Source organism: Pseudomonas sp. 02C 26 (assembly GCF_002843585.1).
Lineage (GTDB): Bacteria > Pseudomonadota > Gammaproteobacteria > Pseudomonadales > Pseudomonadaceae > Aquipseudomonas > Aquipseudomonas shirazensis.
Window position 1 is genome coordinate 3,011,567 of the sequence record NZ_CP025262.1, and the last position, 20,051, is coordinate 3,031,617.

The 20,051-nt window shown below is 58.3% G+C and carries 14 protein-coding genes and 1 pseudogene; 8 read left to right on the forward strand and 7 right to left on the reverse strand.

Annotated features, from left to right (window positions below; genetic code table 11):
• Window positions 1-141: 141 nt before the first annotated feature.
• Genes codA through codB form a run of 3 tightly spaced genes read right to left on the reverse strand, consistent with a single transcriptional unit; the run spans window position 142 to window position 3,858 of the window.
• Complete coding sequence (gene codA, locus CXQ80_RS13725) at window positions 142-1,383, reverse strand: cytosine deaminase (RefSeq protein ID WP_101320370.1); 1,242 nt, start codon at window positions 1,381-1,383, stop codon at window positions 142-144.
• Window positions 1,384-1,387: 4 nt separating this feature from the next.
• Window positions 1,388-2,602, reverse strand: coding sequence for a PucR family transcriptional regulator (locus CXQ80_RS13730; RefSeq protein WP_101320372.1), 1,215 nt, complete (start codon window positions 2,600-2,602; stop codon window positions 1,388-1,390).
• On the reverse strand, window positions 2,599-3,858 hold the full coding sequence (codB, locus tag CXQ80_RS13735) for a cytosine permease (protein ID WP_101320374.1): 1,260 nt from the start codon (window positions 3,856-3,858) through the stop codon (window positions 2,599-2,601). Before codB ends, CXQ80_RS13730 begins: the two co-directional genes overlap by 4 nt.
• Before the next feature lie 413 nt (window positions 3,859-4,271).
• On the opposite strand from codB, the gene CXQ80_RS13740 reads away from it, so the two are divergent.
• The 4 genes from CXQ80_RS13740 (at window position 4,272) to CXQ80_RS13760 (ending at window position 9,109) form a co-directional block, all read left to right on the forward strand.
• The gene (locus tag CXQ80_RS13740) at window positions 4,272-4,985 is read left to right on the forward strand and encodes a CPBP family intramembrane glutamic endopeptidase (RefSeq protein ID WP_157831750.1); all 714 of its coding nucleotides are present in this window, start codon (window positions 4,272-4,274) and stop codon (window positions 4,983-4,985) included.
• Between the two features lie 383 nt (window positions 4,986-5,368).
• The gene (locus tag CXQ80_RS13750) at window positions 5,369-5,575 is read left to right on the forward strand and encodes a DUF6434 domain-containing protein (protein ID WP_101320380.1); all 207 of its coding nucleotides are present in this window, start codon (window positions 5,369-5,371) and stop codon (window positions 5,573-5,575) included.
• A 452-nt stretch (window positions 5,576-6,027) separates the two neighbouring features.
• Complete coding sequence (locus tag CXQ80_RS13755) at window positions 6,028-8,073, forward strand: TonB-dependent receptor domain-containing protein (RefSeq protein WP_101320382.1); 2,046 nt, start codon at window positions 6,028-6,030, stop codon at window positions 8,071-8,073.
• A gap of 343 nt (window positions 8,074-8,416) precedes the next feature.
• Window positions 8,417-9,109, forward strand: coding sequence for a YoaK family protein (locus CXQ80_RS13760; protein ID WP_101320384.1), 693 nt, complete (start codon window positions 8,417-8,419; stop codon window positions 9,107-9,109).
• Between the two features lie 957 nt (window positions 9,110-10,066).
• On the opposite strand, the gene CXQ80_RS13775 is transcribed toward CXQ80_RS13760, so the two are convergent.
• The 3 genes from CXQ80_RS13775 to CXQ80_RS13785 form a co-directional block, all read right to left on the reverse strand.
• Entirely contained in the window at window positions 10,067-11,428 is a 1,362-nt protein-coding gene (locus CXQ80_RS13775) for a CitMHS family transporter (protein ID WP_101320388.1), read from the reverse strand.
• Between the two features lie 76 nt (window positions 11,429-11,504).
• Window positions 11,505-12,209, reverse strand: a complete 705-nt coding sequence (locus CXQ80_RS13780; protein WP_101320390.1) for an RraA family protein — start codon at window positions 12,207-12,209, stop codon at window positions 11,505-11,507.
• A 12-nt stretch (window positions 12,210-12,221) separates the two neighbouring features.
• Complete coding sequence (locus tag CXQ80_RS13785; protein ID WP_101320392.1) at window positions 12,222-13,103, reverse strand: NAD(P)-dependent oxidoreductase; 882 nt, start codon at window positions 13,101-13,103, stop codon at window positions 12,222-12,224.
• A 215-nt stretch (window positions 13,104-13,318) separates the two neighbouring features.
• Between CXQ80_RS13785 and CXQ80_RS13790 the strand changes: the two genes are divergently transcribed.
• From CXQ80_RS13790 to CXQ80_RS13800, 4 genes and pseudogenes are all read left to right on the forward strand, one after another.
• Window positions 13,319-15,277 (forward strand): sigma 54-interacting transcriptional regulator, encoded by a 1,959-nt coding sequence (locus CXQ80_RS13790; RefSeq protein ID WP_101320394.1) that lies wholly within the window; start codon window positions 13,319-13,321, stop codon window positions 15,275-15,277.
• 778 nt (window positions 15,278-16,055) lie between these two features.
• Window positions 16,056-16,220: a hypothetical protein gene (locus CXQ80_RS24745; protein WP_157831751.1), complete on the forward strand. Its 165-nt coding sequence runs from the start codon at window positions 16,056-16,058 to the stop codon at window positions 16,218-16,220.
• Window positions 16,221-16,250: 30 nt separating this feature from the next.
• Window positions 16,251-16,505: pseudogene (locus CXQ80_RS13795) on the forward strand (site-specific integrase); the annotation flags it as partial.
• Window positions 16,506-16,816: 311 nt separating this feature from the next.
• Window positions 16,817-18,208, forward strand: a complete 1,392-nt coding sequence (locus tag CXQ80_RS13800; protein ID WP_101320396.1) for a site-specific integrase — start codon at window positions 16,817-16,819, stop codon at window positions 18,206-18,208.
• A gap of 479 nt (window positions 18,209-18,687) precedes the next feature.
• Here CXQ80_RS13800 and gudD read toward each other — a convergent pair whose 3' ends face one another.
• Complete coding sequence (gene gudD / locus CXQ80_RS13805; protein ID WP_101320398.1) at window positions 18,688-20,040, reverse strand: glucarate dehydratase; 1,353 nt, start codon at window positions 20,038-20,040, stop codon at window positions 18,688-18,690.
• Between the last annotated feature and the right edge of the window lie 11 nt (window positions 20,041-20,051).

Below are 20,051 nucleotides of genomic sequence, written 5' to 3' on the forward strand. Positions count from 1 at the left end.
GGGCGTTTCCTTATTTCGCTGTAGGGGCGATGCAAAATCGCCGGCCAAGCGTGCCACTGATCGCGCTCAGGGGCAAATGCGAATTAGACCGATCGCCAGCCATCGCCCACGCAGATAAGCCTGCGCGGGCGATGGTCAGGATCAAGCCAGGCGCTGCACCTGGGCCGGGGTGCGGCGCATCAGCACCTTGCCATTGCGCACTGAAACCAGTGCGTAACCCTGGCTGCGGACCATCTCGTAATCATCCGGCGCCGACAGCACCAGCAGATTCGCTGGCCGTCCGACCTCCAGCCCATAGCGCTCGCCAAGATTGAGGGTGCGCGCGCTGTTGTCGGTGATCAGGTCGAGCGAGCGCTGCAGGTCTTCGTAGCCGAGCATGTGGCAGATGTGCAAGCCGGCCTCGAGAATGCGCAGAATGTTGCCATTGCCCAGCGGGTACCACGGGTCGACGATCGAGTCCTGGCCAAAGCACACGTTCATCCCGGCGCAGTCGATTTCGGCGACGCGGGTCAGGCCACGGCGTTTGGGGTAGGTGTCGAACCGGCCCTGCAGGTGGATGCTCTCGGTCGGGCAGGAAACAAAGTTGATGCCCGACATTTTCAGCAAGCGGAACAGCTTCGAGCAGTAGGCGTTGTCATACGAACCCATTGCCGTGGTGTGGCTGGCGGTAACCCGCGCACCCATGCCGCGCACTCGCGCCTCCTCGGCCAGCACTTCGAGGAAGCGCGACTGCGGGTCGTCGGTCTCGTCACAATGTACATCCACCAGGCAACCGCTGCGCTCGGCCAGGTCCATCAGAAACTTGATCGACGACACGCCCTGATCACGGGTGTTCTCGAAGTGCGGGATACCGCCCACCACATCCGCGCCCATCGCCACCGCCTCGGTCATCAAGGCGCGACCATTGGCGTACGACTCGATGCCCTCCTGCGGAAACGCGACAATCTGCAGATCGATCAGGTGGCGCACTTCTTCGCGGACTTCAATCATCGCCTTGAGTGCGGTCAGCTTGGGATCGGTGACGTCGACATGGGTACGCACATGCTGGATGCCGTGATCGACCAGCATGCCGATGGTCTTGCTGGCGCGGGTCTTGGTGTCTTCATGGGTATTGAGCTCTTTGCGCTCGGCCCAGCGCTCGATGCCCTCGAACAAGGTACCGCTCATGTTCCAGTTGGGCTCGCCAGCGGTGAGGGTGGCATCGAGGTGAATATGCGGCTCGATAAAGGGCGGCACCACCAGGTTGTGCTCGGCGTCGATATCACTGGCGTTATTCAGCGCCAGCGGCCCGCTCTGCGCCTGGATCGCAGCGATGCACTCGCCTTCGAGTTCGATGCGAAACAGCCCGTCCTTGCCACGCAGGCGTGCATTGATGATGTTCATGGTTCTACTCCTTGCCCTGGGCTGCGGTCATGCGCCATATGAGCATAGCGACCGCAGCATTCATACGAAAAAGCGGATCATCGAGTGATTGTCCGCTCAGTTGTTCGATTCTGCCGATGCGTTGATTGATGGTGTTGCGGTGCAGGCCCAAGCGCGCGGCGGCCTGCAAGGCGTTGCCGTTGGCGCCCAGCAGAGCATCGAGGGTGTGCAACAACGCATGGGGATGCTTGCGCCCGGTTTCGATCAGGCGACCGAGGGTTTGGCTGACGAAGCTGTCGATCAGGCCGCGGTCGCTGATCCCCTGCAACAGGCGCAGCACGCCCAGCTCGCTGAAGTCGCACAGGCCGCTGGCCGGGCGCAGGTGCTGGGCGACGTCGAGCGCCTGACGGGCTTCGTTGAGTGCCTGGCGATAGTGCGCGCAATCCTCGGCCAGGCAGGACATGCCCAGATATACCCCGGTGTCACCGGCAATAACCCGCAATTGCTGATGCAACTGCGCCAGCCCACCGCGCAGGTTCGCCACGTCAGGCAGCAATAGCACGAACAGATCGCCCGGCAACTGTGCCGTGACAGCGCCCGGCTGGGTGCGACACCATGCTTGCAGGCAGTCTTCCAGCGCTTGCTGGCTGGCCTGCCAAAGGCGCTCGGCTTGCTCCGGAGCATGCTGTTCGAATACCTCATCGCCTGCCAGCCGCAGCGCCACCAGCCGCCGCGGCTCGTCCAGCGCCAGCTGCAAGTGCGCGGCGCGTTGCCGGGCGATGGCCAGGCTTGGATAATCGCCGGTCAGCAATTGCCCGATGATGTCATCCCGCGAGCGGCGCGCTTGTGCCATCTGCACCAGCGCCGTACCGATCAAATGGGTCACCACCACCATCTTCAGCGCGTAGGGCTGCTCGATCAAGCTCAGGCCCAGTTGCTCGGCGCGTTCGATCACCTTCGGTGGAATCTGCTGAATGAAGCTGCCACCAGTGAGGATCACCAGACCGGCGATGCCCACCGCGTCGCCATCCTCGACCAGGCTCAGCAGATTGGCCTCGCCGCGCGGGTGATTGATGCCCGTAACGAACACCAGTTCACCGCCCATCACCCATTCGGCAATACCCTCGTTCTCGGCCACGTAGGGCCAGCGTACCCGCCGCTGCAGGTTGCGTTGGCCAGCGCGCACGGTCATCTGTGCAAGCCCGGGCAGGCGCAGAATTTCTTCCAATGCCAGGCTCACGGCTCGACCTGCGCCAGCGCCCGCCGCCGACCGCTCAGCTCAAGCAGGACGATATAGCACAGCGCCGAAGCGCCAATTCCCACCAGCGGCGCGACCCACGGCGAGCTGTAGGCCAACAGCGCACCGACGGCGTAGGCAGTCAGCCCCTTGAGGTTGTAGCGTGGCAACTGAACCGAGGCCAGCGCCGGGTATTTGCCGCGGTGGCGGTACCAGAAATCAGCCATGATCACCCCGCCGACCGGCGGAATGATCGAACCCAGCAGCACCAGAAACGGGATCAGCAGCTCGTACATGCCGCCAATAGCCAAGAGGATGCCCAGCCCCGCCGCGACCAGAGTTGCCGTGCGCCGGCGTTCGCTGCGCAGGAGATGGCAGGCCGCTGCCGAGACGTTGTAGATGGTCGGCCCCTGGATGGTCCACAGGTTCAGGCAGAGCATGATCACTGCCGCGAACGACAAGCCCTGCAGGATCATCACCTCGACGATATCGGCCTGCTGATAGACCATCGCGCACCATGCTCCCGCCACCACCATCAAGCCATTGCCGAGCAGAAAACTGACCACACTGGCGGTCACCGCGACCCGCCCGCTGCGCGACAGGCGCGTCCAGTTGGTGGCTTGAGTCGCACCGCTGGCGAAGGTGCCAAAGACCATGGTCACCGCCGCTGAAAACGTCATCGCCTCGTGCGGCACCACCGCAGCCAGGCCAGCAAAACCACCGGCGTCGCCGGTAGCGATGTACATCGACACCAGCAACAGCACGAACATCAACGGCACCGACACCCGCGACAGCAGGTCCAGGCCCTTGAAGCCAATGATCGCGGTAATGCTGAAACCAAGACCGAACAGCACCATCAGCGGCACAGTGAAGCCCTCAGCCAGGCCCAGGATCTTCACCAGCACGATCGCCACCGTCGCGGTGCCCCAGGCGTACCAGCCCAGCTCGGCGAAACCCAGCAGGAAGTCCGATAGCCGGCTGCCCGCCTCGCCAAAGCAAAAGCGCCCCATCAATACCGTATTCAGCCCGCTGCGCGAGGCGATGAACGCCAGGCTTGCGGCGTACAACGCCAGCAGTGAGTTGCCGATGGTGGCGATCCACAGCATGTCGACGAAATTGAACGCCATACCCAGCTTGCCGCCGGCGAACATGGTGCCGGTGAAGAAGGTGAAACTGAACAAAACCATGGCGATCGGCAGCAGGCCCTTGCGGGCTGACTGCGGGGCTTCGGATAACGGGAATTCGCTGGGCGCGCTCATCGATGCTGCTCCGGGTAGTGGATGGAGCAGCTAGAGCAATATGCGGGCCGCTTCGACGGGGCCGCTGATCTAGCAAAAAGCGTGCGTCTGCCACAATGATCACTGTGCAGTCAGCACACTTTCTTCAACATGACGGCCTCAGGCGTGTGCTTTATGACTCATCCCAAGGCAACCCTGCACCATTCAGGCGCATTGCTATGGGAAGTTGGGAAACGAGCGTTGTGCTGTCCAGCCATTACGAGATGATCTGGAATCAGCAGATCACCAGTGCCAGCAAGTTGGTGTCCGGGGACTGAGTGTTAGCCACGCTGGCGCCGCCCTGGGTAAATATTGTTTATCTACGATCGTCGATTGTCAGGCGATAGCGGCAACGGCAAGATGCCCGCCGAATTGCTCAAACAAGGAACGTCCCCGTGCAAACCTCAGCATCATCCCTGCCCTCAGCGGTAGCCCCTGCGCCGTCACGCTATAACGTCTTCAAGCGGCTTGGCATGCTGGCCCTGGCGCTCATCATCTACCTCGCCGCAAGCGTGCTGGTTGTCCTGCCCGACCCGTCCGCGCCCCTCACCAGCCAGAAGCTGATCAACTCGGTAGGCTACGCCGCGATCGGCCTGTTGGTGCTGCTGTGTTTGCAGTACCGCAAGCAAGGCCTCAGGCAGGTGATCCTCGGCCAGCACTGGCGGCGCCCGTTGCTGTTCGGTCTGATCGCCATGGTCGGGACCTACACGCTGTGCGCGCTGCTGATGCACCGTTTGCAGATACCCCGCGAAAGCTTCATGGTGCACTTCTACGACGGCCTTGGCCCGGCGCAGATTGCCCTGCTCTGCCTGACCTTGGTGCTGTTCCCGCCGGTCACCGAAGAGCTGCTGTTCAGGCACTACATGATGCGCGTGTTTCCGCTGGACAGTGGCCGCTTCTGGCAGTGCACCGCGATCGTGGTCAGCACGTTGGTGTTTGCTGCGCTGCACAACCAGTACGACAACCTGATCACCTTGGTAACGCTGGTTGCCGTCGGTTTGATCCTCGCCATTGCACGTATAGCCAGCGGCGGTTTGCTGGTGCCGGTGTTACTGCATGCCGCGGCGGAGGTGGTGGCGATTTCGATCAATTATCTGCAGATGGATTGACCGCCGGCTGATCGCGCCAGGGAGTCTGAACGTTGAACAGATTCGCCGCCTTGGCAGGAAACGGCTCTATGTAAATGGCGGCCAGTCGCACATGCTTGATGGCCTGGCCGCCGAGGCGCGCTTTCACTCGGCACCAGGCGGAATGCCATCCTTGTTCTTGTCCTTGAGCCGAGCCTTTTCCTCTTCGGTGGAATGAGCCGGCACCTGGCTGTCTTTCTGGTCGTCTTTTGGATCGGTCATCGCAGTTTCCTCAGTGTGTGGTCATTGGGCAGTCCACGTGCCGAGCAGTTCAGATTGAGCAGCCCAGCCAACTCAATCCATGGACAACGCCACGCCCTTCAGTGCTAACCTGCCCGCTTCACGTCGCCATCACCGGATCAGCCATGAGCTTAAACTGGCACTCAGGACCAATCACTCGCGCCACCCCATTGGACGCTCAGTACCGTAACACCCAGAAGGTCCGCCAATTCCTGATTGCCGAATGCGGCGAAGCCTTCAAATTCGACCGTACGTTCATGGCCTGGATCAAGAGCGGCGCGCCAGCAACCATGGGCGATGTCGCCGACGAGTGGTTGCGTACCCATGCCTGAGGCTAGCCCTCCATCAGGCTGAGTGAGCACAACTGCAACATCTCGCCTTCTTCTATCGTTGCCCTCACCTTTGTCGGTTCTGACAGCACCATCTGCGGCGCGCAATTTGAACAATTATCGCTCGACACACAGCGAGCCGATGATGTCCGACATTCAGCTTGCCCAGGTGATCGCCACCTCACTGTGAGATCGAGCACGGCGCTCATTGCGCCTGCTGTAACGTTACCGTGCTGCCGCCAAGCCCACCGCCGAGTGGGCTTTTTCACGCCTGAATGAAGCTCCGATCACGCCTTCAGCGAGCAAAAAGCGTCAACGTGCTCAGTAAAGTATTTGTCAGTTTTGTGTAAACAAAATTGGGCAATTACTTTTAAATGGTTCTCATTTGCGATACCGTCCGATCCCGATTGCATTCTGCCTCTTGAATCCAACCGATCGACAAGGACTGTTCCACGATGCCACGCCCACCGTTCTGCCGTGCCCTGCTCACCCTGGCGCTGATCGCCGCAAGCCCTGTTCAGGCCGAAGAAACCCTCGAGCTAGAGCCGCTGCCTGCCACTGAACTGCAAGCTTCGTTCGTCACCGCTAGCGGCGGCGGCACTGATGTGCGCGATGCCCCGGCCAGCGTCAGTGTCATCACCCGCGAAGAGATCGAGCGCCAGCCGGTGTACGACCTCAACACCCTGCTGCGGCGTATCCCCGGTGTGACCGGCGGCTTTGGCCCGGTGGGCGAGCAGTCGAAGATCAAGCTGCGCGGCCTGGACGACAAGTACACGCTGATTCTGGTGGACGGCAAACGCATCGGCAGCTCCGCCGACACCAACTACCGCCGCGACCTGGGCCGCCAGGACATCAACTGGATCTCGCCGAACATGATCGAGCGGATCGAGATCGTGCGCGGGCCGATGTCGTCGCTGTACGGCTCGGACGCCATGGGCGGCGTCATCAACATCATCACCCGCAAGGTTTCCCTTGAGTGGAGCGGCTCGCTCAACGCCAACACAACCATCCCGGAAGACTCCGACCGCGGTCAGACCAACCAGACCAGCGTCAACCTGTCCGGCCCGATCACCGAATCGCTAGGCCTGCGCCTGGGCGCCAACCTCACCCGGCGGGCGGCCGACGAAGTCGAACCGCGGGTCGATACCCTCGGCGACTTCGTCTACAACGACGGCGCTGGCGGGGCCAAGGACCACAGCGTCAACGCCCTGCTCAACTGGCAACTCAACGACAACCACCAGCTGTCATTCGAAGCCACACAAGGCGTGGAGCGCTCCTGGTCGTCGAAAAAGACCTTCGGCGACTGGGACGAAACCATTGGTGAAGGCTTTGGTGCTGCGCGTCTGACCCGAGACAGCTTCATCATCTCGCACAACGCGGACTGGGGCTTTGGCACCTCGCGGATCGACGCCTACCTGAACAAATTCAAGAACGACATCAGCTGGGGCAAGGCCAGCTCCGAGGAAAAGATCGTCGAAGGCAGCCTCAACATCCCGTTCGATCTGCTGATCAACCAGCGCCTCACCGTTGGCGGGCAATGGAAGCGCGAGCAACTGACCAACACCGACACGCTGGGTACCGTCCCCGTCGATTATCAGGGCAAGCCAGTCAGCGGTGCGGACCTTGAGGGCGACTACTCGGCGCTGTTCATCGAAGACGAACTGTTCCTGCTCGACAACCTCTCGCTGACCTTGGGCAACCGCTTCGACCACAGTGACGAATATGGCAACCACAACAGCCCGCGCGCCTACCTTGTCTACCACCCGCACCCGGACTGGACAGTTCGCGGCGGCGTGTCGCGAGGTTTCCGTGCGCCAAGCCTGAAAGAAGGCAGCGCCGGTGCGGCAACCAACTCCGGCGGTCGCGGCTGCACGTCGCTGCGGCCGCTGGGGTACGTCACCGGCGAATGCTGGATGGCCGGCAATCCAAACCTGCGCCCGGAAATCAGCACCAACAAAGAAATCGGCGTGTCCTTTGACCACGACGGCTGGGAAGCAGGCCTCACCTACTTCCACACCGACTTCAAGGACAAGATCGAATACGCCCCGCTGGGCAACTTCCAGGGCCGTTGGTGGACCATGCTGGAAAACGCCGACAAGGCCCGCACCCGCGGCTGGGAAGGCAGTAGCAAAGTCCCCCTGTGGGAAAATGCAAGCTGGCGCACCAACGCCACCTACATGCTCGAAAGCCGCAACCTGTCGACCGGCCGCGACCTGATCAGCGCGCCTAAACTGTCGCTGTTCAGCGCCATCGACTGGCAGATCAGCGACCGCATCGGCACCGAGCTGTCGGCGCAGCATGTGGGCAAGCAGCGCGGTTTGGGCACTGACTTCGTCAAGTCGTACACCACCTATGACTTGAGCGCCAACTGGGCGGCGACCAACTGGCTGTCACTCAATGCCGGCGTGCAGAACCTGCTCGATGAAGACCCGCGGGATGAGTCGACCAGCTTTTACGTGCCGGGTCGGGCGTACTTTGTCGGGATGACGACTTACTTCTGAAGCATGCCTGCTTTCAAACAGGTGGGTGGCAGCTATACGCGGGTTGATAGACCGAGGATGAGGGAACTCGGCGCACACGAGGTGCCCCACGTACAGCCGCCATAAGCGAGCACGTGATTCACTCATCAGTACAGCCTGTCAAAGCCGGTCGCAGCATTTGCGGCGACGGCATGAGGCTAGATGCGCTGAGGTTGGCCTGCAAGAGCTTAAAGGCGCTGGGAACATGTTTGGGAAATGAACTACAGCGAAGCAGGAAAATCAGCCTTAGGACATGATTTGACGCGGCCTGAAACAGGTTTTATTGTCCGGTAATACGTTGTTTCCAAAAGCCTCTGAGGCACTGATGCTCCCTGACTCAGCATTCTATACAGCACGCGGAAGACGCATAGCTAGGCTGCGTGGCAAAGTTGGGCTGTGCATGGTCGCAGCACTCTCCTTCCTCGCCGGCATGACTGACGCAGTCGGGTTCACCGCAACAGGTGATTTCGTATCCTTCATGAGCGGCAATACCACTCGCCTTGCGGTTTCAATTGGTGAGCGGGACTACAGCTCCATCCTCACCATCAGCACTCTGATCGGCGCGTTCATCGCTGGCAATGCCATCGGCGTGATCGTCACGCGCCTGGTCGGCCGCCGCTCCTGGCCGTTGCTGCTCTGCGTAGGCGCCCTGCTCTGCCTGGCGGGTTCGACCCCTATACCGCTGTTCTCGCTGGTGTGCACTGTCATAGCCATGGGTATGATCAATGCCGTGGTCGAGGAAGTGAATGGTTTGCCGATCGGGCTGACTTACGTCACCGGCGCCCTGTCACGCTTCGGCCGCGGGCTTGGCCGGTGGTTGATGGGTGAGCGCAAGCCGGGCTGGCGGGTGCAGCTTGTGCCTTGGATGGGAATGCTGCTGGGAGCAGTTGCCGGCGCGCTGCTGCAGGGGTATCTCGGGATCACGGCTTTTGTAATCAACGGGCTTCTGGTGTTTGCACTCGCCGCGTCCTCGCTAGCCATCCCACGTCGCTGGCAGCGGAACTACATGCCCAGGTAGCTCCAGAGTTTCAACAAGACGATGTTTAACCCGCGGCCTCTACGCCCTATGGCGGGACACGCATCAGAACAGGATGCAGCCCATCACAATTTAGAATTGCTACGGACACCTGACTCGTTTAATGCTTCCACTATTGAGGCTATAGGAGGAAGCCACATACAGCGTTACCACCTGAGCTCTCTCAGCGAGGAAGCCTTCGCACCTAAAGCCGCATGAAACGTTTGTCGTGAAACAAATGTTCTCATTCCTTACCTTGTAGAGATCACGCGGCCAAGAGCGGCAGTCGTCCTTGCCTCCGAGCGGACATGACATCTGTTCAATTTCGCCAGCAGCCACGATCTCAGAGCCGGGAAGCTGCCTCATGTCCCCGAAAGCAAAGACTTGAGCGCTTGCGAGGCTGATCAACAGCGAAGCGCAAAAGCGGATGAAAGATATGCAGTGTCGTTTTTGAATTTGCTCAGCAACTTTTGTCATGAAGCTCAGCCGGCCAAGCGCTCATGAACCACATGATTCCTGGAATCATCAAGTAGACCCAATACGTGCTTGGGTAAATGCAGATACCGACAGCCCAGACGGCAAGCAACGTTCCGCCCGCTCGCCGACGTCGCCGCGGCGTGAACCACTCCTGAAACGCTTTATGCCTCTCCCGCCAGCCCATTACCACTCTCCTTGTTTGGTAAGCGGAAGGATATCATCCCCCAAGCGATAAGTGCCTCCCCCGCACAGGCGGCGCCTGCATGCCCGCCAGAAGGTGATGACCATGTACGCTTTGGGCCACATAAACCCAGAGGGCACTGCCGCTGTGCATGGTCGCAGCGCTCTCGTTCCTCGTTGCCGGTGCACTGCTGCAGGGCTATCTCGGTATCACCGCTTTTGTGATCAAAAGGTTGTAGGCCAGTCATCGCGGCATAACCACAGCGATGACTGGATGCACCCAGCACTTGGCTGGCAGGCTGATTAGCCCACGGGCAACTCTCCCGTCACGATCGCGGTAACGATAAAGATGCCGAACAGCGGCAGCGACCATTTGAAGAACTCTTTCTGGTATTGCCCGAAGGTCATCTCGGTCCGGTTCATCAGCAGGAACAACCAGGCTACCGTAGGGCTGGCATAACGCAGCGCCTGCCCCATGAACGAGGCAACACCAATTTCAGTAGGAGTGATGCCGAACTGGTAGGCAATCGGCGCTACTACCGGCAGGATGCCGAAATAATAGGCGTCCACTGGCAATGCGTAGCAGGCGATCGCCCCCAGGAAGGCGAACATCAGGGCGGTATGACTGCCCATTGATTCGGGGATCAGACCCGCGATGCTTTGCGCGACCGCAGCAGCCATGCCACTGCCGTTGAAGATGCCGAGAAAACAGCCTGCCGCCATGATGATCGACGCAACTGCGATGGCATCGCCACCGTTGGCAGTGATACGGTCACGTTGCTCGGTGGCGCTGTAGTTCACCGCCAGAGCGATGGCGGTGCCGAGCATGAATACGATTGCCCCACTCGCCCAGCCTGCCAGCAGGGTGACCAGCATGCCGATGGTCAGGGCCAGATTGAACAGAAACAGTTTAGGCCGCTTAAACTCACGGTCGTTCTCCTCGATAACCGTGACCATTTCCTCAATCTGCTGCGGCGTGACGATGGCCCGCTCGCCCGGTATGAAACCTAGCCGAATGCGCTCCTTGCGCCCCATCAGATAGGCCATGAAAAACACATAAATGAATGACACGCCAAGGATCGGCAAAATTGCCACGAACAGCGTGTTCACCTCCACGTTGAGCACTGCGGCAGCACGCGCCAACGGCCCGCCCCAGGGCAGGCAGTTGCCAAGTCCGCAAGGGAGAATGATGAGCATGGCCAAGTTCGACAACTTCAAGCCCATTTGTCTGTAAAGCGGCAGGAAGGCGCTGGTGATGATCAATATGGTAGTGGTGCCATCACCATCGAGGGTTACCACGGAAGAAGTGAAAGCCGTGACCAGGATGATCTTCAATGGATCGCCATTGGCCTTGCGGATCAGGTATGTGCATAACGGATCGAATAGACCCACATTCATCATCAGGCTGAAGTAAAGAACTGCGAACAGGATCATCACCGTCGGGTTGACGGTCCCCAGCGACACCTTGCCTTCTGCGTTGACGGTGTAAAACAGGCCTTCCCTTACCCAGGTGACCAGCGTATCGAACGGCACACCGGAGGCCATGCACGCCAGCGCACCGACAATAAGCGAAACGACGATCAGCCCGGTGAAAGGGGAAAGCTTTTGCTTGATAACGAGGATCAGGAACGAAACGATCAACAAATAGCCGAGAGCGGTAAGCATTCGGGCATCTCCCAATTTTATTCTTATAGTGCGGAAACGGTGTATCAGGAGAGCCTCTTGGACTCCCTTGAATGCATCAGCGCCCGATCAGCAGTTCAGTCACCCAGGCCGGCGCGAGCTCTGGCAGCGGCTGACCGTTAGCCCTACGACGGGCGTAATCATCGATGACCTCGCGCCGCTTGGCCTCATAAGCATCCTTTTTCTCCGAAGCCTGCAAGACTTCGAGCAGGCGGCCACGAGGAACGACAGTGACACCGTCGTAATCGCCGAAGACCAAGTCGCCTGGAGTGACCTCTATCCCGGCACAGTGCACTGGTGCGTTGATCTTGCCGGGGCCCTGCTTGGCCGGGCTACGTTGCATGAATCCCTTGGCGTAGACCGGAATGTCCAGCTCAGCCAGCGGCACTTTGTCACGTACGCAGCCATCGATCACCAGACCGCTGAGGCCAACTGCCTGGGCAGCGCCAGCCATCAGATCACCGATGTAGGCACGACCGCGATAGCCCTTGCCAGCCACCACCAGCACGTACCCTGGCCGGCCTTGGTAAATGGCCACATGGATGGGGAAATTGTCACCGTCTTCGGTATCCACCGTGTAGGCGGTGCCGAGCATGATCTTGCTTTCATCAAGCGGCATCAGATCGCTGTCCATGCAGCCATTACGTGCAATACCAAGGCTTTGCATGCCATCGCAAAGCTGGGCGGGGCTGAGTTTGCGAAAGCGCTCGAGGATGTCCTGCGGGATGGGTTCAGGCAGAGCAAAATACTGTTCAGTGTTCATGATCGACAATCCTCAAGAGTGGCGGGCGAGATGGGCAATGGCGTCGCGATAATTCATGTCGCTGCCACCCGGCCCTAGCAGGCTGGCCCAGTCGCTCAGAGCAAGCTTCTGTAGTTGACCGCGGGTGGCCGTGGACATGGTGGAATCGACGCCGGCCGCTTCGAGCGTCGCCACTACATCGTCGAGTTCAGCACCGCGGCGCTTCGCATGGATCAAGGTCCGAGCGGTGAAGGTATTGGCGAGTTGCTCTACCGTTTTGCCGTTCAGTGAGTCAGCCAAGGATTCGACCAAGGTATCAAGCACGCCGAAACGCTCGGCCGCCAGGAAGGATTCCAGAAACAGTTGCGGCAAGCCTTTCATCACCACGCTTTTGAGCATCTTGATGGCCGAAGCAGAGCCGGGCTCGGCGTCCAGCACAGTCAGCCGCATACCGTGCGGCGTGAAAGCCTGCTCAAACGCCTGGGCGGCGCTCCCGGCCAGCAGCATCGGGACACGGTGGGCGTTACCCGGTACGGTACCCATCACCGCGACGTCGCAGAAGTCAACGCCGGCAGCCCGCGGTAATCGATCGATAGCCTGTTTGACAGTGGGGGCTGCCGAGTTCATATCGATGTAGTGCTGCCCGCTCTGGAGCAGCGGCATGATCCGCTCGGCCAGTGCAAGAGCGCTGTTGGCGCTGGTCAAACATGCGATGAAGCGCGCTTCTCGGCAGGCCTCTTCCAGGGTGTCATACAGCGTCACCTGCGCCTGCTCGGCACGTTGTTGAATCAGCGGGCCAGCCTTTGGGTCGTCTCTATAGGCGTCATATGCGCCTATACGCATTCCCCCTTGCTGCCCCAGGCCGCTGGCCAGGTGGAACGCGGCTTCGCCGAAACCGATAAAGATCAGGTCCATGAACACATTGCCTCTTATTGGATTTATTTCCTTGAGGTAGAGCAAGGCATGTGCCACGCGCGGCGACGTCGGCTTCACATAAAATAAAATCTTTTAAGATCAATTAATTAGCGCATGCTCGATCACCTGACCTTTGCCACGAGGCAACAGAGGGATAACCTGCTCATTGCAGTTAATTTCATTTCCTGAACAACAATGAAATATAAGGAAACCGCATGAAACAGGAGGTCTACTTGGCTGAGCAGCGAATTCCTACAAACGGGATCGCCGTCATCACGCCGTCCACCACCATGACCCGGGTAATGAACAGCATCCTGCGAGCGCGCCAGCTTTCGCTGCCCGTTGTGGAGGCGGCCCAGACCGATGCGATCAAGACTGCTCGGCAGCTGATTGAGGAAGGTGCTGAGGTGCTGATCAGTCGAGGCAAGACCGCAAGCATGCTTCGCGAACACTTTCGCGTGCCGGTCGTGGAGGTCAGGCATACCTTTTTCGATTGCATCAATGCTTATGAAAAGGCTTCACGTCTGTCATCGAAAATTGCTTTTTTGGCCACCTCAGAGGGCTACGCAAGAATCTTGGAAAAGTCCCGTCCATTCTTGCCCGATGCTTCAATCTGCTTTATCGACCCTCTGAGCAGCTTGCAAAACACCGACTCGGTACTCGACAACCTGCAGACGCAGGGTATCGAAGTAGCCATAGGTGGACTGTCACTCGAGGAACCGGTGAAATCGCGGGGCATGCACTATGTCATGTCCGATACCGACAGTGACGCAGCAGCAGAAGCGATCGACGAGGCCTTGCACCTTTTGCAGGTGCAGGAGGAAAGAAGACAGCAGCGACAGGAACTGCAACACCGATACGAGATGATCCAGTCGATTCTGGATTGCGTGTCTGAAGGCATCTTCAGCGTCGATGGTTCGGGCGTGGTAACCAGGATGAATAATGTCGCCCGGACCTACTTGAGTGCAGTCAGCTGCGGAGACGCCGTTACCCAACTACCGCTAAGCAATTACTTCACTCAGGCGCTCCGCCATGGCAAACCAGTGCGTGGCGCGTTGATCGACATAGGCCGACTTTCGCTGACACTGAGCATTGCCCCCATCGTGCTTGAGGGAGAAATAATCGGCGCCGTCGCCACCCTGCAAAACCAGACGGATATCAAAGCGATCGAGCAGAAGATGCGTCGCGCGTTGGCAGGCCGCCACCTGGCCGAAAGCAGCTTCGACGACATCATCGGCAACAGCGCCGCCTTGCTGAAAGCCAAGGCCCTGGCTGCGACCTTTGCAGGAGTGGACAGCACCCTGATGATTGAAGGTGAAACCGGCACCGGCAAAGAGTTGTTCGCGCAGAGTATCCACAATGCCTCACCACGCCGCAGCGGTCCCTTCGTGGCCATCAACTGTGCAGCCTTCGCGCCCAGCGTCCTGGAGAGCGAGTTATTCGGCTACGTGAAGGGCGCATTCACTGGAGCGGCGGCGGAGGGCCGGGCAGGAGTGTTCGAGCTCGCCCATACCGGCACTCTGTTTCTAGACGAAATCAGCGAAACCTCTACGGACATCCAGTTAAAGCTACTTCGAACTCTGCAGGAGCGGAAAGTGATCCGTTTGGGGGACGACAAGGTCACGCCGGTGGATATCCGCATTATCACCGCGAGCAACAAACCGCTGCCGGCGTTGATTGCCCAAGGGCTGTTCCGTGAGGACTTCTACTACCGGATCTGCGTGTTGAGGCTCAGGTTGCCTCCTCTGCGCGAGCGTCGAGAGGACATCCCTGCCCTAGCCCGCCACATTCTCAAAGGTAGCACCAGCGACGTACTGAAAACCACGCCAAAGCTTATCGCCAGGCTTTGCGATCACCACTGGCCAGGTAATGTACGACAGCTAGGCAACATCGTCGAACGCCTTAGCGTGATGAGTAAGTGCAGCATGTTGCTTCCGGACTGGCTGGACGAGGCGCTTGACGATCTTTCGCCGGCAGCCATCAATCCTGCTGGTGAAAGTGTGTCAAAGCTGCCGAACGAGCGAGACATTTTATTCGCCGCACTGACCAATGCTGGCGGCAATCGAAGAATCGCAGCCGAGCACCTGGGCATCAGCACCACCACGCTGTGGCGCAGGATGAAGAAATTCCTCGATCAGGATCCAGGCTGCTTCGATGCAGCCCGATACTCCTGATGCTTCCTGCATTGGGAGCGAATTCGGCGGATCAATCTAAATCACCCGCAGGACGTTAACCTTGAACACACTCCTGTAGCCACTGACAAACGCAAGCCATTCGGCGTCCGTCCAGTTGGACCTGCGCTTGACCTGCCGCAAGTCATGACGGCTTGCGGTCATTGCGGTGAAGCGTTTACCGCTGCGGCTGTGGAGCTGGCCAGCATGGAGCCAGCCCTCCTCCAGCAGTATCGCTGACCATCGGTCTTTGAAATGCAAAAAGCCCAGCGCGGTGCTGGGCTCTGTCGACTTAATCCAAAGGATCAGATGATCACTTAAGCCCCAATACGGAGATTATTCCCAGGGATGCTTTTGATATATGTAACGTTTTACAGTGGGTGAACCTGACAAATCCGGCGGCCCTTGCCTATTCACGCTCCGAAAGGGCGGATTCTGTACGTAACGGGCGCGATCCTCTGAACGATTTTTATCGGCTTGATCTTGTTGATCACCTTGATAGTTATCTTTATCAGCCGGCATGCTTACCAGCCTATCACTATCGATCCCATATCTATCTCTGGACATACGCACCTCTCAACGCTCAGAAATTCTGAGCTAAATCGAGTATGCGCCTATTCAAAATATGGAATTTTTCTATTAGACCGCCGGGCCAACTGAAAGCGGAAGGTATGGCCTGTCGCACATCCAGCGTGGATGAAAGGCCAGTATCGCGCCACTACAGCGCCGTCGTAGTGTTGCGCCTCGCAATGAACCGCCGCGGTTCGTTGCCGGAAAGCCCATGGACTGGGGCAATTCAGGAGATAAGGAATGCCTGCAAATCCCGGACAAAAAATTTGCTCCTACATCATCGTTCACCACCCTTTACGATGAGCTCAAGGCCATTGGCTCTGGATACGCACTGGTCCTGGAACTGGTGACCGGGAAGAAGCTGAGCAGTGCCTGATCCACAAGCTTGAGAAGCTGCGCAGCGAGGCAACATTTGCGCCCAGCTTGCCCTGGTTTCGCTTCAATCAGGACTCACGACCTGAAGCATACCTTCGGCATACGCCTGAAGGCAGCTGGCGTGACAGAGGAAGATCGGAAGTCGCTGCTTGGCCACAAGAACGGGAGCGTGACCAGTCACTACTCCGGCGCTGAGCTGGGTCAGTTGATAGAGGCGGCAAACAAGGTTTCAGCAACGGACTCGCGTGGGCCGGTGCTGACAATTCTGAAAAGGAGGCAGGCTTGAAAATGGAGAAGTCACGCAAAAGTCACGCAAATGAAAAAGGCCATTCCTTGCGGAAATGGCCTAAGTCATTGGGATTATTGGTCGGGACGGAGTGATTCGAACACTCGACCCCTTGCACCCCATGCGTATCTTTCGTGGTTCTTTATGGATCCCAATAGCCACCCCTGTCAGGCCAAAACCCAGTAAAATCGAGCACTACAGCCCCGACCGGCTACCACTTCGATCCGCCAGAATCCACCGACAGCCGAGTCACTCGGTGGGGTAAAAGTGGGGTAAAATTCGAGGTAACCGGTTCAAGCTGGGGGTGACACATGGCTAAGCTGACTGCCAAAAAATTGGAAGCTTTCACGGCTGACGATCACGGTACCGTTCTCCGAGAGGACGGTGGACTGGTCGCAAAAGTCCGCGCTGGAGTGCGTGGGGTCACCATAATTTTTCGCTTCGAGTTCAAACACGAAGGCGTGAAACGCGATTTGAGTCTGGGAAGTTGGCCAAAAAAATCGCTAGCTCAGATCCGCGCCGAACGTGACGAAGTAAAGGCCGTTACCACCAAAGGCATTCTTCCCGCAGCTGCTCGCAAAGCCGCCAACATAGAAGCTCAAGCAGCCGTAGCCGCCACCATTGCTCTAGCCGAGCAGAGCATTGCCGAAAATAAGACCGTTTCTGAACTCTTCGAGGATTGGATACGCGACGGTGTGTCTCGCGAGGATGCCAACGCAGAGCTCCGTCGGAGCTTTACCAAAGATGTACTCCCCGTAATTGGGAAGAAGCCACTAAGTAGTCTTACCGAGAAGGACCTGCTCACGGTCCTGCGCTCGGTGAAAGCCCGCGGGCTGAACCGCACTGTAGTGATTCGAAGTAACGATATTCGCCAGATGCTGCGCTGGGCCGAGAAACGCAAGCCATGGCGGTCTTTAATGGTCGACGGCAACCCCGCGGAGCTGATAGATGCTAAACAACTACTTGATCACGATTACCAAGAAGAGCGTAATCGCTTGCTCTCTCCGGACGAAATTCGCGAGTTGCGTGATATTTTCGCCCGTTTGGAGGTCGACTACGAAGCGCTGGATGCAGGTCAGAAATATTCAGTCGTCCGCCCGGCTAACAAACGTGTGCAATGTGCCGTCTGGATTTGCCTAGGTACGCTCTGCCGCATCGGTGAACTGCTGAAAGCCGAATGGAAGCACCTGGATCTCGATAAGGGGGACTGGTTCATCCCGGCCGAGGCCACCAAGGGACACAAGGGGAAACGCCAAGATCATCACGTTTTCCTATCCGCGTTCGCCTTGGATCAATTCAAGATATTGAAGGTACACACCGGGCATACGCGGTTCTGCTTCCCCAGCAGAGACGAAAGTAGCCACGTCGATACCAAGACCATCAGCAAACTGATAGGCGACCGGCAGTGCAGCCTCAAAAATCGCAGCAAACCGTTGTCTGGCCGTCATCACGATGACTCGCTGGTGCTAAGTCAAGGAACAAAAGGCGAATGGACACCGCACGATTTACGTCGCACTGGAGCGACCCTGATGCAGGAACTGGGTGTTAACCTGGACATCATCGACCGTTGTCAGAACCACCAACTCGGAGGTTCAAAAGTTCGTCGGCATTATCTACATTATGATTATGCGAAAGAAAAGAGCGAGGCCTGGCGCATCTTAGGGGAGCACCTTATAAATATCCTCTCAAGTCCAAACGACTGATCAACGGAGCGGAATTGAGACTCGGATTAGGCCTGCGAACTCTTGAAATATAGGCTTATTAAGCCATCCCTTTCGGGAGTTTAAACTCCGATCAGCAAAACTCGCTGATACCTATGAGTCCCTCATTGTACGAAGGAATTCCAAGTCAAGCACAGTTACACTATTTCCAGCTCAGCACTGCAGACGCTATCTGGCAAGGAAGATCATAAGCACTCCCTGGCTCCGCTCTTGCTGTAGACAAAGTCTGGCACTGTATGGATGCTCGGTGTCCCACCCTGGATGGAACCGCCGCGCCGGTGGCATTCACTTTTCATCACCAGGTCGAGGCGTTTCTTTCACTCAATTTTCACAATACCTCGGCGACACGTCACGAGCGGGTTTTCTTTTACCCGCAATTGCTCATCGAATTCGCCTAACCCAAAAAGCGCCTCAGGATCTAAAAATCCCGTGGCGCCGTAAAGGGTCAACTCAAGTATTCACTAGCGTACCAAGCACGGCTTTTTGTTATCGAATTTCCACCCCGACATTAGATACTGCATGGCTACCGCGTCGTCACGGGCTCCGAGTCCCATATTGCGATAGACCTCGTGCGCATTCATTAATGCATCCATGTCCAACTCGACACCCAGTCCCGGCTTTGCAGGTACCTGTACCAACCCCCCTTGAATTTTCGGAGGTTCCTTGGTCAGACGCTGACCGTCCTGCCAGATCCAGTGGGTATCAATCGCCGTCACATTGCCAGGTGCAGCCGCGGCAACGTGCGTGAACATGGCCAAAGAAATATCAAAATGATTGTTGGAATGCGATCCCCATGTCAGGCCCCAGTCGTTGCACATCTGGGCCACGCGCACTGAACCCTGCATTGTCCAGAAATGCGGGTCAGCCAAGGGGATGTCCACCGACTGTAACTGAATTGCATGCCCCATCTGTCGCCAATCGGTCGCAATCATATTGGTCGCTGTTCTCAGCCCAGTGGCGCGCCTGAACTCAGCCATTACCTCTCGACCGCTGTAGCCGTTTTCCGCACCGCATGGGTCTTCGGCGTAGGCCAGTACATCATGCTTATCCCGGCAGAGAGCAATGGCTTCTTTCAGCGACCATGCGCCATTCGGGTCTAGAGTGATACGCGCATCCGGAAAGCGTTCGGCCAGCGCTGTCACTGCTTCGATCTCTTCTGCACCCCTAAGCACGCCACCTTTGAGCTTGAAGTCCTTGAAGCCGTATCGCTCGAATGCCGCCTCAGCCAGCCTCACAACCCGCTCCGGAGTCAACGCTTCCTCGTTCCGAACGCGGAACCACGCGTTCTGCGCGTTCTCCTCGCTGCGATATGGCAAATCAGTGCGCGTACGATCGCCGACATAGAACAGGTAACCGAGCATCTCCACGGCATCGCGCTGCTGGCCTTCACCCAGCAACGCCGCAACTGGAACGTCGAGGTGCTGCCCCAGAAGATCAAGCAGCGCCGACTCCAAAGCGGTAACTGCGTGCACAGTAATCCGTAGGTCAAAGGTCTGCAGGCCGCGGCCGCCGGCATCCCGATCAGCAAACGCCAATCGTACCTGGTTCAGCAGGCTCTGATAGCTGCCAATCGACTGCCCAACCAAGAGCTCGCGAGCGTCTTCGAGCGTTTGGCGGATGCCCTCCCCGCCCGGAACTTCACCCACACCCGTACGCCCTGCATTGTCTTTCAGAATGAGCACGTTCCGGGTGAAGTACGGCCCGTGGGCACCACTGAGGTTCAGGAGCATGCTGTCGTGGCCCGCCACCGGCACGACCTGCAATTCGGTAATCACGGGCGCACCGCGGGTGGCTTGGCTGGTCAAAGCATTCATTGGCATTTCCT